We start from the raw sequence: 14,248 nt of genomic DNA, 5'->3' as shown, positions 1-14,248 counted from the left end.
CTACTTCACCGCGACCTGCGAGATGTCCAGCACACCGGTCCAGTCGCTGATCACGATGTTCTTGACGTCCTTGCCGTAGAGGCGCTTGTAGACGGGGTGGAACAGGGGCACGACGAGGGCCTGCTCGCCGATCTTCCGGTCCAGTGCGCCCCAGCGCTCGGCGGCCGCGTCGAGGTCGGTCAGCTTGTTGATGGCGTCGATCTCGGCGTTGACCGACTTGTCGTTCAGCAGGCCGGTGTTGAAGTTCGCGCCGTCCTTGACGATCTGCCGGCCGTCGAAGATCGGGGCGAGGAAGGGACCGCCGGACGGCCAGTCGGCGCCCCAGTGGGCGAGGAAGAGACCGGGCTCCGTCGTGACGTTGTGGATCTTGTCCTTGTAGTCGTTCTCCTCCAGGCCCTGGAGCCTGACGGTGATGCCGGCCTTCTTGAGCGCGTCCTGGACCGCGGTCGCGATCTCCGGGCTGGTCTCGAAGTCCTTGCTGTTGGAGTGGGTCAGGGTGATCGTCAGCCCGTTCGCGTGTCCGGCCTGCTTCAGCAGTTCCTTCGCCTTGTCCGGGTTGCCCGTCCTGCCGGCCGGGAAGAGGTCGTAGGGCGTGTAGCCGAAGGACTTCTGGTCGGGCAGGAAGGTGGTCGCGGGCTCGGCCAGCGAGGAGCCGCCCGCCGCGTTGACGACCGACGACCGGTCGAGGGCGTACGCGACCGCCTGCCGCACCCTGACGTCGTCGAACGGCTTGACCGTGGGGTTGAACGCCAGGTAGTTCGTGTAGCCGAAGTGACCGGTGCCGACGCGTGAGGCGAGGTCCTTGTCGCCGGTCACCCTGGCCAGTTCGGCCGGGCCGAGGTTGGTGTCCGTGGTGACCGCGGCGGCGTCCGCTCCCTGGGACGCGGACAGGCGCTGGTTGATCACCGAGGAGTCCAGCCCGGACCGTACGTCGATCCGGTCGGGATAGGCCTTGCGCTCGGCGTCCGTCGACGCCGACCAGTGCGGGTTGCGCTCCAGGACGAGCCGCTCCCCGTCGTTCTCGTTCGTGATGACCTTGTAGGGGCCGGACGAGACGGGGTGCTCCTCGTACCTGGTGCCGGTGTCCTTGGCCTTCGGCACGGGCGCGAACTGCGTCTGCGTCGCCAGGTACGGGAACTCGCCCTCGGGCTTGTTCAGATGGAAGACGAGGGTGCGGCTGTCCGGCGTCTCGATGGCGTCGAGACCCTTCTTGTCCTTGTAGGGGCCCTGGTAGTCGGCCGCGCCGGCCAGCCAGTCCCGCAGGTAGGGCGCGCCGCCGGAGAGCTCGGGGGCGAAGGAGCGCTCGATGCCGTACTTGATGTCGGCCGAGGTGATCGGGGTGCCGTCCTCGTAGGTGAGGCCCTTTTTCAGGGTGTACGTCCACACGGTCGCGTCCTTGTTCGGGCGACCGGTGTCGGTGGCGAGGTCCGGGACGACCTTGGCGCCGGCCGCGCCGTTCTCGCGGTTGCGCGTGGTGAGGGTGCGGAACACCAGGGAGGGCACGTTGCCGCCGCCGGAGGTGTACAGGCGCGCCGGGTCGAAGTCCTGCTGCGGCTGGGAGTTCAGGACGGTCAGTGTGCCGCCCTTGTGCGGCGTGGAGTCGCCACCGGCGCCCTTGGCATCGCTGTCCTTCGGCCCGCAGGCGACGGCGCCCGCTGCCACGACCAGGCCTACGGATGCCGCTGCCACGCGGCGCGCTATGACGGACGGTTGACGCATCGGAGTTGACGACCTCTCGGAGGGTGTCCCGACATGCGAGACGGATTGACGAGGAATGAGACGGACAAGGGCAGACGTCAGCCCCGGCGTCAGGTCGTCGGCATCCGTGCAGCCGTGCGGTCAGGGAGTCCGCAGGGGTTCACGGGGATTCACAGAGTGGTGAGAACGCGACGCTCACGCCGGAGGCGGGGCGTCAGCGACAGTGAATGTCGGCCACGCACAAGGAGGTCACGCCGATGAGCGCCAGCTCGATGGCGGCGCGAACGGGGGCGTGACGGTGCGACATGCGAAGAAATATGGAGGAACTTTCCCCGCGTGTCAACGCGACGGAAGCGGCGCCTGTCAACTCCTGGGGTACGGCCAGGGGTTGGGCAGACAGTGGATTCCGTCATGGTCGAGGAACTTGGTCTGCTGCTGCATGACCGGGGCCAGCTCGCCGTCCTTGTCGCAGGTGACATGGCCGTAGCCGAGGCGATGGCCGACCTCGTGGTTGATCAGCATCTGCCGGTAGGCGTGAATTCTGTCACCGTACGTGGTCGAGCCCTGCGCCCAGCGGTAGGCGTTGATCATCACGCGGTCGGTGGAGGCCGAGTCGCAGGAGACGTTGTCCTCCGTCGTGTCCAGGCCGGACTTCGCACACCAGGCTGCGGTGGTGCCCGGGCTGGCGAGCGTGATCACGAAGTCGGGCTTGCCGGAGGAGACGCGCGCGAAGGTGCGGGCGCCGTGGTGGGCCCAGCTGCGGTCGTCGTTGAGGGTCTTCTGGACGGCCTCGGCGAAGAGCCGGCCGTCGAGGCCGAGCCCCTTCTCCACATCCACGCGGTAGGTGTACCGGTGCCCCCGGCCCGGCGCCTCCGCCGAGCCGGGGACCGCGGAGAACACCCCCGAGCCCTTCAGCGTGGCACTGAGCGGGTAGGTCCGGCCCATGGCCTGGTCGTAGGTCAGCGGCGTCGCGCTGGGCGAGGCGGACGGGGTCGAGGTGCTGTCGCCACCGACGCCGGCGCCGTGGGTGTCGCGGGCCTGGCCGGTGGCGGACGCCGACCGCGCGGAGGCGCCGTCCTGTCCGCCGAGGAACTGACTGGCGACGACGACGGCGAGCGCGGTGATGACGGCGCCGGCGGCGATACCGGCGAACGTACGGCCCCTGCGGGATCCGCCGCGGGACTCCGCGCCGTCCTCGGCCGTCGCGGGGGCCTCCTCCGCCCCGGGGGCGCGGCCACGGGTGCGGGGCGTACGGGCGGCGGCGCCTTCGCGGCGGGGCACGAAGACGTTGTCGCCCTGGTCTGGGGCGCCCTGGTCGAAGGCGTCGAGGTACTCCTGGCGGGGGCCGGACTGCCTCCGCTGGCGCGGCACCCGGGGCGCGGAGCGCCCGGCGGGCGCCGCCTGGGACCCGGTCCCGCTTCCCAACTCACCCCAGCCGCCGCCGGATTCACGCTGCTGGGGGTGACCGCCGCGGACGGCACGGGTGCCGTCCGCGGGCGTACCGTCGGCCGGGACGCGGGGCATGCCGTGGGCCGGGGTGCCGTCCGCGACACGCGGGACGCCCCGCGCAGGAGTGCCCTCGGCCGCGCGGCGCGCGCCTCGCTGAGAAGCCGGCCCCGCGGGCACCCGGCCCTGTGCCGTCGCGTCCCGGGGTCCTGGCGCACCGGGCGCCGGCCGGGGGTTGGGGGGTGTGGTCCCGGTTTTCGACGGTGTTGCGCCGGTTGCCGTCGGTGTCGGGCCTACGGTCGCCGGTGCCGGGCCTGCCGTCGTGGGTGTCGGGCCTACGGTCGCCGGTGCCGGGCCTGCCGTCGTGGGTGTCGGGCCTACGGTCGCCGGTCTCGTGCCTGCCGTCGTCGGTGCCGGGCCGGCCGTCGTCGGTCTCGTGCCGGAGGCCGACGGGGCCGGCGCCGGTATGCCCGGGACCGCGCCCCTGTCCGAGCCCGTGCCCCTCTTGTCGCCCCGCCCCTTGCGGCTGTGCCGTCCCACGCCGCGCCTCAGCTCCCCGCCCCGGCGCCGCCGGACTCGACTCCGCCTCGTACCCCGCCACCGTCGCGGTCGCCCGCGTCCGCGGTCAACTCGCCTGCGTCCGCGAGGAGTTCCCGGAAGGCCCGGGCCACCAGCTCCGGGTATTCCATCATGGCCACGTGTCCCGCCTCCGGCAGGGTCAGCAGCCGGGAGTCGCGGAAGGCGTGCGCCGCACGCTTGGCCATGCGGAACGACACGAGCTGGTCCCGGCCGCCGTACACCAGCAGAGTCGGCGCGAGGACCCGCTCCGCCTGGCGCCACAGACCCTGCTGTCCGCCCATCGTGTATGCGTTCACGATCCCGCGCGCCGAGCGTGCCATCGCGTCCCAGAAGTACGGCAGCCGCAGCCGCCGCTCCATCTCCTCGACCGCGGCGCGGAAGCCCTCCGGGGTGACGCGCCCGGGGTCGCCGTAGCACAGCGCCGTGACTCCGCGGACGCGCTGCTCGGCCGTCCAGCCTTTGGTGTACCGGGTGAACAGGGCCGCGACCCCGGGCAGCGCCAGCAGCCCCGTGGGCACCGCGCCGCGCTGCACGAAGATCTCCGGAAGCGCCGGGGAGACCAGGGTGAGCGTACGGACGAGATCGGGCCGTACGGCCGCCACGCGCGTGGCGACGGCCCCGCCCAGCGAGTTGCCGAACAGGTGCACGGGCCCGCGTCCGCTCGCGTCGAGATAGCGGATGACCGCGCGCGCGTGCCCGGTGACGGAGTAGTCGCCGTCGTCGGGCGGCGGGGAGTCGCCGAAGCCCGGCAGATCGACGGCCTCACCGTCGACGAGCCCGTCCAGCAGCACCATCAGGGCCGACCAGTTCTGGGAGGAGCCGCCGAGCCCGTGGACGTACAGCGCGGGCGCCAGCCCCTCGCGCCGCGGCGGTCTCGACCGCACCGTCAGCGTGATTCCGGGCAGTCCCACCGTCCTGAGCCGCTCGCCCTCCTCGACCCGGACGGGCGTCACCTTCGGCAGTGCATTGGCGGCCGGGACGGACGGCAACTCGGTCGAAGACATGCGGCAATGTTACGAGACGATCACATCGTGGTTCCTGTGTTCGCTGTCACAAACGGAAGGGCCCGGCACTCCGGCCCCCGCACCCTGTCGGCCCGCCCCGAAGAGCGCCGTCAGCACACATAGCGTCCGATTCGGGTGTCTCCTAGGCTCATAACAGGGCACCCGCATGTGGACCCTGCCTCTTCAAGAACGTTCCAGGAGTTCTGGGAAGGGAGCCCACCATGGCCGCAGACCCCACCGAGCCCGAGACGTTCGAGGACGACGAGACGGACCTCGACGAACTCGACGTGGAGGCCCCGGTGAACGACGCCGCCGAACAGCACCGGGAACTCGCCCCCGAGCGGGACGAGCCGCTGACCGAGGAGGAGGTCCTGCGCGCCAACGTGGCGGACCTCGTGGAGCAGAAACGCGTCATCTCCCTTGACGAGGACGACTATCGGTGAGCACCCGGGACCACACGATCGGGTTCGGTATCGGTATCGGTACAGGCATCGGCATCGGCATCGGCATCGGCATCGGTGAGGCATAGAGGACGATCGCGTGGGACGGGACGAACCCCTCTCGGACCGGGCGACCACGTGGAACCGGACGAGCACCCCGCGCAGGGCCGTCACGCGAGGCAGGACGCACACGACCGTCACGCGCGGTAAGAGAAGACGTGCGCGAGGTAAGAGGAGGGGTGCGCGAGGTGGCGGGACCGCCCGGCGTCGGCGAGCGCCGGGGAGGCGATTCGCCCGGCCCGTCGGTGTCCGGGACGCCGAGGACGGGTTTCGCCGGCGTCCGGTCCGTGAAATTCTGCGCTCGCACCGCGCACACCACGGTTACCGAAAAGTACGATGGCGGCGCGGCGCACACCGCATGTGGACGATCTTGGGAGGCGGCGTGACAGCCATCGAGCAGACAGAGGCGGCGCGCCCGCGGGGCACTCGCCTGCCGCGCCGTGCCCGACGCAATCAGCTCCTGGGCGCCGCGCAGGAAGTCTTCGTGGCGCAGGGTTACCACGCGGCGGCGATGGATGACATCGCCGAGCGCGCGGGCGTCAGCAAGCCGGTGCTCTACCAGCACTTCCCCGGCAAGCTCGACCTCTATCTGGCCCTGCTGGACCAGCACTGCGAGGCGCTGTTGCAGGCCGTGCGGAACGCTCTCGCGTCGACGACGGACAACAAGCAGCGGGTCCGGGCCACCATGGACGCCTACTTCGCGTACGTGGAGGACGACGGCGGGGCGTTCCGGCTGGTCTTCGAGTCGGACCTGACGAACGAGCCCGCCGTGCGCGAGCGCGTCGACAAGGTCACCCTCGAGTGCGCGGAGGCGATCTGCGACGTCATCGCCGAGGACACCGGCCTGTCGCGGGCCGAATCGATGCTGCTGGCCTCCGGGCTCGGCGGTCTCGCCCAGGTCGTGGCGCGTTCCTGGCTGCACAGCGACCACAGCGTGCCGCGCGACCAGGCGGTGCAGCTCCTGGCGTCCCTGGCCTGGCGGGGTATCGCGGGCTTCCCGCTGCACGGCAACGACCAGCACCACTGACCGGGACCGCGCGGGCACCGCTGAGCGGAGCCGTGTGACGGCACCGAGCCGGACCGTGTGACGGCACCGGGTGGGGCCGCACGCGCGTTTGTTCCCGTCGGCTGTTCGCTCCTGGCGTTCAGGGGCAGAGCGTGCAGATCCCCTCACCGGGCTAATGTGTGCTGGTACGGCGCGGACGGCCGCGCACATCACTGACCGTCGGAGGGACAAAGTCGTGGAGGTCAAGATCGGCGTGCAGCACGCGCCCCGCGAGATCGTTCTGGAGAGCGGTCAGAGTGCCGAAGAGGTGGAGAACGTCGTGGCCGAGGCGCTGTCCGGCAAGTCGGCTCTGCTGAGCCTGGTGGACGAGCACGGCCGCAAGCTCCTGGTCCCGGCCGACCGCCTCGCCTATGTGGAGATCGGCGAGACGGCCCCCCGCAAGGTGGGCTTCGGCACGCTGTAGATCCGAACGGAGCAGGGAAGGGGCCCGGTGGCGCACGCCGCCGGGCCCCTTTCTCACGCCCGCCGCACAGGTCCCGGCGGCCTCGCACCCGGATGCGGAGTGCACAGATGGAGCACATCTCGCACACAGTGGATGATTGTGTTCCGCGCGCCGGGGGTAGGACCGGCTACGACCGATATGCCCTGGCAGCAGCCTTGCGAGAGGGAACCACTCATGCTCTTGGAAGCGCTCGGCTCCGCCGTCCTCGGGTTGGCCCTGGCCTGGGTCGCCGCGCACCGGCTGCCCCACCGGCTGCCGGCCCGGGCCCTGGTGCTGCCGACGGGCGTGGCGGGTGCCCTCTTCGGCGCCTTCGTCACCCGTAGCGCCCTGGGCGCCGTGGGCCTCCTGGTGATCCTCATGGGCGCCCTGGTCGTCTCCGCGGCCTCGCTGTCGCTGCTGCTGCGGCCTGCGGAGCGGTTTCGGCGCCGGTCGGCCACGGCCTGAGGCCGGACACGGGGAAGACCAGGGAGACCTCGGAGACCGGGAAGACCAAGGAGACCGGGGAGACGGGGGACACCGCGGAGATCGGCGCCCACGCCCACCCCGCCACCGGCTCCGGCTCCGCCCCAGGCTCCGACTGCGACTGCGACTGCGACGACACGCTCGGGCGGCCCGGTGACCATGACCGGGACCGCCGCCGCGTTCGCTCGGGCCCCGAGGCCCGCGCCACGCCGCCGTCAGGCCGCCAGGCCCAGGGCCGCCATCCGCTTCGTGTGCGCCTCGGTGATCCGCGAGAACATCCTGCCGACCTCGGCGAGGTCGAAGCCGTCCGCGACGCCGCCGACGAGCATGGTCGACAGGGCGTCCCGCTCCGCGACCACGCGCTGGGACTGCGACAGGGCCTCGCCCATGAGCCGCCGTGCCCACAGCGCGAGCCGGCCGCCCACCCGCGGGTCGGCGTCGATCGCGCCACGCACCTTCTCGACGGCGAAGCCGGCGTGCCCGGTGTCGTCCAGCACGGCGAGCACGAGCCCGCGCGTGTCGGCGTCCAGCCGCGCCGCGATCTCGCGGTAGAAGTCACTGGCGATCGAGTCGCCCACGTACGCCTTGACGAGCCCCTCCAGCCAGTCCGAGGGCGCCGTCTGCTTGTGGAAGCTGTCGTACGCCGCGACGAACGGCTCCATCGCCTCGGTGGACCCCACGCCGATCCCGGTCAGCCGCTCCCGGATCTGCTCGAAGTGGTGGAACTCGGCGGAGGCCATCTTGGCCAGCTCCGCCTTGTCCGCGAGCGTGGGCGCGAGCTTCGCGTCCTCCGCGAGCCGTTCGAACGCCGCCAGCTCCCCGTACGCCAGGGCGCCGAGCAGGTCCACGACCGCGGCACGGTAGTGGGGGTCGACAGAGGCGGTCGCCCAGTCCTGGGCGGCGACTCCGGTGGGTTCGGCGGATGCCTCGGGGGCGTTGTCAGGCGTGGTCATGAAGCGCACAATAGCCCGCTCACCGCGCCCCGGAAGGCCTCGGTCAAGCAGTGTGACGACGACTACGTGACCGAATCGGCCATCGCGTGTGCGTGATTCCGGGGTATGGTGGTAATGCGCCTGCTGAGTACGTTGACGTATCTCGACGGGCCGCATGTATGAGGATGCCCGGTCGGTGGCCCGATCGGCTCCGACCCGACAGCCCTCCTCATCCGTACGCCAGCGTGCGTACGGCCCCCGGAGGGAGACCCTCAGCGGTACGAGCGCTCGAGCGTCGGCGTGGTCCCGTGCCACAGGCCCGTCCCCCAAGCGGCCGACGTCATCCGGCACGGTCACGACCCCCGCGCTCGCCTCGCACCGCACACACAGAAGAGGCAGCACCCTGACTACGACTTTTCGAGAACTCGGAATCCTTCCCGAGACGGCCGAGGCCCTGGAAGCCGTCGGCATCATCCATCCCTTCCCCATCCAGGAGATGACGCTCCCCGTAGCCCTCTCGGGCACTGACGTCATCGGCCAGGCCAAGACCGGCACCGGCAAGACGCTCGGCTTCGGCCTCCCCCTCCTCGAGCGCGTGACCGTCCCCGCGGACGTCGAGGCGGGCCGCGCGAAGCCCGAAGACCTCACCGACGCCCCGCAGGCGCTCGTCGTCGTCCCCACCCGCGAGCTGTGCACGCAGGTCACCAACGACCTGCTCACCGCGGGCAAGGTGCGCAATGTGCGGGTCACGGCGATCTACGGCGGCCGGGCGTACGAGCCCCAGGTCGAGGCCCTGAAGAGGGGCGTCGACGTGGTCGTCGGCACCCCGGGCCGCCTGCTGGACCTGGCCGGCCAGAAGAAGCTGAACCTGAAGCACGTGAAGTGCCTGGTGCTCGACGAGGCCGACGAGATGCTCGACCTGGGCTTCCTGCCCGACGTCGAGAAGATCATCGACATGCTGCCGCCGAAGCGCCAGACCATGCTGTTCTCGGCCACCATGCCGGGCGCGGTCATCGGTCTCGCCCGCCGCTACATGTCCCGGCCGACGCACATCCGTGCCACGGCGCCGGACGACGAGGGCGCGACGGTCGCGAACATCAAGCAGTTCGTCTACCGCGGCCACTCCCTGGACAAGCCGGAGATGGTCGCGCGCATCCTCCAGGCCGAGGGCCGCGGACTGGCGATGATCTTCTGCCGTACGAAGCGGACGGCGGCCGACATCGCCGAGCAGCTCCAGCGGCGCGGCTTCGCGGCGGGCGCGGTCCACGGCGACCTGGGCCAGGGCGCACGCGAGCAGGCACTGCGGGCGTTCCGCAACGGCAAGGTGGACGTGCTCGTGGCCACCGACGTGGCCGCGCGCGGCATCGACGTCGAGGGCGTCACGCACGTCGTCAACTACCAGTCCCCCGAGGACGAGAAGACCTACCTGCACCGCATCGGCCGTACGGGCCGCGCGGGCGCGTCGGGTACGGCGATCACGTTCGTCGACTGGGACGACATCCCGCGCTGGCAGCTGATCAACAAGGCGCTGGAGCTGGGCTTCAACGACCCGGTGGAGACCTACTCCACCTCGCCGCACCTCTTCGCCGACCTCGGTATCCCCGAGGGCACGAAGGGCGTGCTGCCGCGCTCGGAGCGCACGCGCGCGGGGCTCGCGGCGGAGGAACTGGAGGACCTCGGCGAGACCGGTGGTCGGGGGCCGCGCGGCCGCCGCGCCTCGGCCCCGTCCGCGGAACGCGAGCGTCCGGCGCGTACGCCGCGCCGCCGCCGTCGTACGCGAGGCGGCGCGACGCTGGAGACGCCGGCCGCCACCGAGGCCCTGACCGCCACGGGCGAGCCGGAGGTCACGAACACGTTGGACGACACGACCGGGGCCGTGGAGCCGCGCACGCCGCGCCGCCGCCGTCGCACGCGCGCCGGGGTGGCGCCGGAGCAGGCCGTGACGGTGACCGAAACGGTGGAGCCGGCGGTGCCGGCGGTGCCGGCGGCCGCTGAAGCGGTGGTGGACGCGGTGGACGCCGCCGAGCCGGTGAAGCCGCGCCGCCGCACCCGCAAGACCACGGAAGCCGCACCCGAAACGGTCGCCGTCGACACCGCGGAGGCCACCGAGGCCAAGCCGCGACGTACACGCAAGACGGCCGAGGCCGTCGTCGACACCGCGGAGGCCACCGAGGCCAAGCCGCGCCGCCGTACGCGTAAAGCCACGGAAACGGCTCCGGCGCCCGCCGAGGAAGCGACGGAGGCCGCGGAGACCAAGCCGCGCCGCCGCACCCGCAAGACCACGGAAGCCGCACCCGAAACGGTCGCCGTGGACACCGCGGAGGCCGCGGAGGCCGCGGAGACCAAGCCGCGCCGCCGCACCCGCAAGACCACGGAAGAGGCTCCGGCTCCCGCCGAGGCCGCTGTCGACACGGTCCAGGGCGAGGCACCGGCCAAGCCGCGACGTGCACGCAAGACGGCCGAGGCCGTCGTCGACACCGCGGAGGCCACCGAGGCCAAGCCGCGCCGCCGTACGCGTAAAGCCACGGAAACGGCTCCGGCGCCCGCCGAGGAAGCGACGGAGGCCGCGGAGACCAAGCCGCGCCGCCGCACCCGCAAGACCACGGAAGCCGCACCCGAAACGGTCGCCGTCGACACCGCGGAGGCCGCGGAGGCCAAGCCGCGCCGCCGCACCCGCAAGACCACGGAAGCCGAGGCCGAAGCCGCGATTCCCGCGCAGACGGCCGAGGAGACCGAGGCCAAGCCCCGGCGCCGGACCCGCAAGGCGGCTGCCGTGGAGGCGGAGATCCCGGCGCAGGCGGACGACGCGGAGACGAAGCCGCGCCGCCGTACGCGCAAGGCCGCCCAGTCCGCCGAGGGCTGAGCCCGGACGGCCGAAGGCTGAGACGGCGAAAACGCCGATGGCCCGCCCCCACGCCGGGGCGGGCCATCGGCGTTTCTCGTCGGTTCCTCTCGCTCCCGCCGTTCTTTCCCCCCTGGTTCTCGCCGCCCCGTGCACCCAGGCGTCACCCGCCCCGCCTTCGCTGTCCCCCGACCGCCCGGTAACCTCCCCACCATGAGCCGTCCCCCCAGCTTTGTCCCGCCTCCCGGTGTCCGGGCGCACACGCTCGCCACGGAGCGCGGGGAGTTCGCCGTGCTCATGGCGGACGCGGCGACTACGCGAGTGAAGGGGACCGCCCTGCTGCTCCCCGGCTTCACCGGGAGCAAAGAGGACTTCATCGTCGTGCAGCCCCTGCTCGCGGAGGCCGGGTACCGGACGGTCGCCGTCGACGGGCGGGGGCAGTACCAGTCCCCCGGGCCCCGGGACGACGAGGCGCCGTACGCGCAGAGCGAGCTGGCGCGGGACGTGCTCGCGCAGGCGCGCGCCATCGGTGCGCCCGTGCATCTCCTCGGACACTCCCTCGGCGGTCAGATCGCCAGGGCCGCCGTTCTGCTCGACGCCTCCCCGTTCGCCTCGCTCACCCTCATGGCATCGGGTCCGGCCCAGATCTCCGTCCCGCAGCAGCAGCGCGTGAAGCTGCTCAGGGACGCCCTCGCCGTCATGGACCTGGCCGAGGTCTGGGACGCCATCCAGGCCATGGAGCCGCCCGGGGAGGGCGACGCCTCGGGCATCGACGAGGGCCTCACCGACGGGGAGGATCTGCGGCGCCGCTGGCTCGGCAACAGTCCCGCCCAGCTCCTGGCGACGGGCCGGCAGCTGTGCGAGGAACCCGACCGCGTGGCCGAGCTGGCCGCCGCCGGTCTGCCCGTGCACGTCCTGTCCGGCGACCGCGACGACACCTGGCCGCTCCCGCTGCTGGACGACATGGCGGCCCGGCTGGGCGCCCACCGCACGGTCGTGCCGCATGCGGAGCACTCCCCCAACACGGACCGGCCCGCGCCGACGGCCGAGGCCCTCACCGCCTTCTGGGACCGGCACGCCTAGCCGTCGCCCGGTCGCGGTTCCCGCCCGCGGGCGCTTTTCGGAAGCCCGTCCGTCAGTACTGCCCCTGCACGTGCTCCCAGAAGCCGTCCCGCAGCGCGCGCCGCAGGTCCGACTGGCCGCGCAGGGAGTACTGGAGCACGCCCTCCGCCTCCACCAGCAGGTCCTGGTCGACGGAGCCGGGCAGATACGGGTGTCCGGGCAGCAGGTCCGCCAGTGACTCCCGGCCCCGCGCCGCGAGCCACTTCGCGGCGATCTGCGCGCCCACGAAGCGGACCTCCTCACGCGTGGGACGGGCCGCGGAGGACGGCTCGTACGCCGCGGCCGTTCGCCGGGCGACGTAGGGCTTGAAGAACTCGAGCGTGAGGGTGCGCTGGCTGTCGACCTCCCACAGCAGCGGTTCCGCCTGGTTGCGGCCCTCGGGGGCCTCGATCCCCCACAGGTGCACCCGTGCCCCGTACCCCTGCGCCGCCTCGACCGCCGACACCAGGTCTTCGTCGCCGCCGATGAGTGCCGCGTCGCTGATGGCCCGGTGCCGGGCCAGTGACTCGAGGTCGGTCCGGATCAGGGAGTCGACGCCCTTCTGCTGGTTGTTGGCGTTGAGGTTGCCGAGCCGCACCTTGACATCGGGGAGTTCGGCGATGGACTGCTGTTCCGCCGTGTGGATACGGCGTCGCGCGCCGTCGTACCAGTACACGCGCAGCAGCCGGCTGTCCGCGAAGACCGAGCGCGCCTTGTCGATGAAGGCCTCGATCAGTCCTTCGGCGTCGAGGTCGTAGGCCCGGCGGTCCTCGGTCCCGGCGACGAGCCGTCCCGCCGCCGCGTACAGATAGCCGGCGTCGACGAAGATCGCATGGGTCGAGGGCGTCTTCGCCACCTCGGCGAGCATGCGCTGGAGCAGCTCGTTCGTGCGGTCGATGCGGGCGCCGAGCGCCGCCAGGTCGTCGTTCATATGCGTCCATTGTCCCGGTGGTCACGCTGCGAACACAACCGGTCCCGATCGGTGCTACGTGAACACACATGCTCCACCGCTTCCGGTGGCCGTCCACCGACTTAGCGGTCATCATTTAGAGACTCGAAAAATTTCCTTAGCGTAGGGAATGTTTGCGCGGAGCAACCCGTTGACTCCTTCGGAGGGGGCAGCGCCGCCCCGTGCTCCGCACACCAGTAGTTCTCCTCAGGAGGATGACCAGACGAAGGGAGAAGCCTCATGCGCTTCGAAATCATGCGACTCGACGATGTCGACGGCAGGCCCGTGGACACCACCGTCGTGGACGCCGCCTCCGTCAAGCAGATCGTGCAGCAAGCCGCCGCCATCGGGCAGCGACTCTGGATCCGCCCGGCCGAACCGACTGCCTCATAAGCCGCCTCACCCACCGTCTCGCTCTCGGTACGAACGGCCTCGCAGCTGCTCACGCACGGCCGTCTGAGACTTCGAAGCCCCGTACGGCACGTCCGTACGGGGTTTCGCGCGTTCCCGGGACCCGTCCGGCCGTTCAGCTCGCGTGGACGACCTGGGTGATCCCGTTGATGATCTGCTGCACGGCGATCGCGGAGAGCATCATGCCCGCGAGCCGGGTCACCAGGACCACACCGCCGTCCTTGATCACGCGGATGATCAGCAGCGAGTACCGCATGACCAGCCACAGCACGACATGGATCGCGAGGATCGCCGTCCACACGGACACCTGGCTCCACACGCTGTCGGCCTTCTGGACCGCCAGGATCACCGAGACGATCGCACCCGGGCCCGCCAGCAGCGGCATGCCGAGCGGTACGAGGGCGACGTTGACGTCCTTGGTCTGTTTCGGCTCGTCCGTCTTGCCGGTGAGCAGATCGAGGGCGATGAGCAGGAGCAGCAGTCCGCCCGCGATCATCAGCGCGGGCACGGAGACGTGGAGGTAGTTCAGGATCTGGTGGCCGAGCACCCCGAAGACGGCGATGACGCCGCCGGCCACGCAGACGGCCTGGAAGGCCATCCGCTTCTGCACCTTGGCGGGGCGGCCGGCGGTGAGCGCGAGGAAGATCGGGGTGATCCCGGGGGGATCCATGATCACGAAGAGGGTGAGGAAGAGGGAACCGAAGACGGCGACGTCGAACATGGGGGCCTTGCGCAGAGGTACGGAGCGGACGCGCGGCGAGGGGGGCCGCGGCCGCTGGGGGCGGTCGCCGCGCGGAAGGCGCGGTGAGGCGGGGG

Annotated in this window: 14 protein-coding genes; 7 read left to right on the top strand and 7 right to left on the bottom strand. The window is 71.6% G+C overall.

All coding sequences use genetic code 11. The features are described 5' to 3' along the window. The 4 genes from ACWD5Q_RS02515 to ACWD5Q_RS02500 form a co-directional block, all read right to left on the bottom strand. Complete coding sequence (locus ACWD5Q_RS02515; protein WP_451425136.1) at window positions 1-1,719, bottom strand: ABC transporter substrate-binding protein; 1,719 nt, start codon at window positions 1,717-1,719, stop codon at window positions 1-3. A gap of 193 nt (window positions 1,720-1,912) precedes the next feature. After that, the gene (locus tag ACWD5Q_RS02510; protein ID WP_451425135.1) at window positions 1,913-2,005 is read right to left on the bottom strand and encodes an Ms4533A family Cys-rich leader peptide; all 93 of its coding nucleotides are present in this window, start codon (window positions 2,003-2,005) and stop codon (window positions 1,913-1,915) included. A gap of 56 nt (window positions 2,006-2,061) precedes the next feature. Continuing rightward, entirely contained in the window at window positions 2,062-3,324 is a 1,263-nt protein-coding gene (locus ACWD5Q_RS02505) for a DUF3152 domain-containing protein (RefSeq protein WP_451425134.1), read from the bottom strand. Window positions 3,325-3,692: 368 nt separating this feature from the next. After that, a complete protein-coding gene (locus ACWD5Q_RS02500; RefSeq protein ID WP_451425133.1) occupies window positions 3,693-4,727 on the bottom strand; it encodes an alpha/beta fold hydrolase in 1,035 nt (344 codons plus the stop codon). Window positions 4,728-4,948: 221 nt separating this feature from the next. Here ACWD5Q_RS02500 and ACWD5Q_RS02495 point away from each other — a divergent pair, with 221 nt between their 5' ends. The 4 genes from ACWD5Q_RS02495 to ACWD5Q_RS02480 all read left to right on the top strand — a co-directional run bounded on the left by ACWD5Q_RS02495 (window position 4,949) and on the right by ACWD5Q_RS02480 (window position 7,179). Continuing rightward, entirely contained in the window at window positions 4,949-5,170 is a 222-nt protein-coding gene (locus tag ACWD5Q_RS02495) for a hypothetical protein (protein WP_451425132.1), read from the top strand. Between the two features lie 439 nt (window positions 5,171-5,609). Continuing rightward, window positions 5,610-6,254, top strand: coding sequence for a TetR/AcrR family transcriptional regulator (locus ACWD5Q_RS02490; protein ID WP_451425131.1), 645 nt, complete (start codon window positions 5,610-5,612; stop codon window positions 6,252-6,254). A 214-nt stretch (window positions 6,255-6,468) separates the two neighbouring features. Continuing rightward, window positions 6,469-6,696: a DUF3107 domain-containing protein gene (locus tag ACWD5Q_RS02485; protein ID WP_451425130.1), complete on the top strand. Its 228-nt coding sequence runs from the start codon at window positions 6,469-6,471 to the stop codon at window positions 6,694-6,696. 213 nt (window positions 6,697-6,909) lie between these two features. Continuing rightward, entirely contained in the window at window positions 6,910-7,179 is a 270-nt protein-coding gene (locus ACWD5Q_RS02480) for a hypothetical protein (RefSeq protein WP_451425129.1), read from the top strand. 233 nt (window positions 7,180-7,412) lie between these two features. Here the strand turns inward: ACWD5Q_RS02480 and ACWD5Q_RS02475 are convergent, their stop codons facing one another. Beyond that, window positions 7,413-8,150, bottom strand: a complete 738-nt coding sequence (locus tag ACWD5Q_RS02475) for a ferritin-like fold-containing protein (RefSeq protein WP_451425128.1) — start codon at window positions 8,148-8,150, stop codon at window positions 7,413-7,415. A 475-nt stretch (window positions 8,151-8,625) separates the two neighbouring features. Between ACWD5Q_RS02475 and ACWD5Q_RS02470 the strand changes: the two genes are divergently transcribed. Together ACWD5Q_RS02470 and ACWD5Q_RS02465 are read left to right on the top strand one after the other, a co-directional pair. After that, window positions 8,626-10,992 carry a DEAD/DEAH box helicase gene (locus ACWD5Q_RS02470; RefSeq protein WP_451425127.1) on the top strand — a complete coding sequence of 789 codons (2,367 nt, stop codon included), beginning with the start codon at window positions 8,626-8,628 and terminating at the stop codon, window positions 10,990-10,992. 192 nt (window positions 10,993-11,184) lie between these two features. Beyond that, entirely contained in the window at window positions 11,185-12,054 is an 870-nt protein-coding gene (locus tag ACWD5Q_RS02465; protein ID WP_451425126.1) for an alpha/beta fold hydrolase, read from the top strand. Between the two features lie 52 nt (window positions 12,055-12,106). Here the strand turns inward: ACWD5Q_RS02465 and ACWD5Q_RS02460 are convergent, their stop codons facing one another. Then, complete coding sequence (locus ACWD5Q_RS02460) at window positions 12,107-13,003, bottom strand: NYN domain-containing protein (RefSeq protein ID WP_451425125.1); 897 nt, start codon at window positions 13,001-13,003, stop codon at window positions 12,107-12,109. A gap of 258 nt (window positions 13,004-13,261) precedes the next feature. On the opposite strand from ACWD5Q_RS02460, the gene ACWD5Q_RS02455 reads away from it, so the two are divergent. After that, window positions 13,262-13,414 (top strand): hypothetical protein, encoded by a 153-nt coding sequence (locus tag ACWD5Q_RS02455; protein WP_451425124.1) that lies wholly within the window; start codon window positions 13,262-13,264, stop codon window positions 13,412-13,414. 133 nt (window positions 13,415-13,547) lie between these two features. Here the strand turns inward: ACWD5Q_RS02455 and ACWD5Q_RS02450 are convergent, their stop codons facing one another. Further along, a complete protein-coding gene (locus tag ACWD5Q_RS02450) occupies window positions 13,548-14,153 on the bottom strand; it encodes a MarC family protein (RefSeq protein ID WP_451425123.1) in 606 nt (201 codons plus the stop codon). Window positions 14,154-14,248 lie beyond the last annotated feature (95 nt).

The organism is Streptomyces sp. NPDC002513 (assembly GCF_053595355.1).
Note: the sequence above shows the minus strand (reverse complement) of the source record. Positions and strands in the feature narration are given on the sequence as shown.

Bases quoted from the DNA above. Each gene is read 5' to 3' on its own strand.
- ACWD5Q_RS02465 (WP_451425126.1), top strand. From the start codon at position 11,185: ATGAGCCGTCCCCCCAGCTTTGTCCCGCCTCCCGGTGTCCGGGCGCAC.
- ACWD5Q_RS02475 (WP_451425128.1), bottom strand. From the start codon at position 8,150: ATGACCACGCCTGACAACGCCCCCGAGGCATCCGCCGAACCCACCGGA.
- ACWD5Q_RS02495 (WP_451425132.1), top strand. From the start codon at position 4,949: ATGGCCGCAGACCCCACCGAGCCCGAGACGTTCGAGGACGACGAGACG.
- ACWD5Q_RS02510 (WP_451425135.1), bottom strand. From the start codon at position 2,005: ATGTCGCACCGTCACGCCCCCGTTCGCGCCGCCATCGAGCTGGCGCTC.
- ACWD5Q_RS02515 (WP_451425136.1), bottom strand. From the start codon at position 1,719: ATGCGTCAACCGTCCGTCATAGCGCGCCGCGTGGCAGCGGCATCCGTA.
- ACWD5Q_RS02460 (WP_451425125.1), bottom strand. From the start codon at position 13,003: ATGAACGACGACCTGGCGGCGCTCGGCGCCCGCATCGACCGCACGAAC.
- ACWD5Q_RS02450 (WP_451425123.1), bottom strand. From the start codon at position 14,153: ATGTTCGACGTCGCCGTCTTCGGTTCCCTCTTCCTCACCCTCTTCGTG.
- ACWD5Q_RS02500 (WP_451425133.1), bottom strand. From the start codon at position 4,727: ATGTCTTCGACCGAGTTGCCGTCCGTCCCGGCCGCCAATGCACTGCCG.
- ACWD5Q_RS02470 (WP_451425127.1), top strand. From the start codon at position 8,626: ATGACGCTCCCCGTAGCCCTCTCGGGCACTGACGTCATCGGCCAGGCC.
- ACWD5Q_RS02480 (WP_451425129.1), top strand. From the start codon at position 6,910: ATGCTCTTGGAAGCGCTCGGCTCCGCCGTCCTCGGGTTGGCCCTGGCC.
- ACWD5Q_RS02455 (WP_451425124.1), top strand. From the start codon at position 13,262: ATGCGCTTCGAAATCATGCGACTCGACGATGTCGACGGCAGGCCCGTG.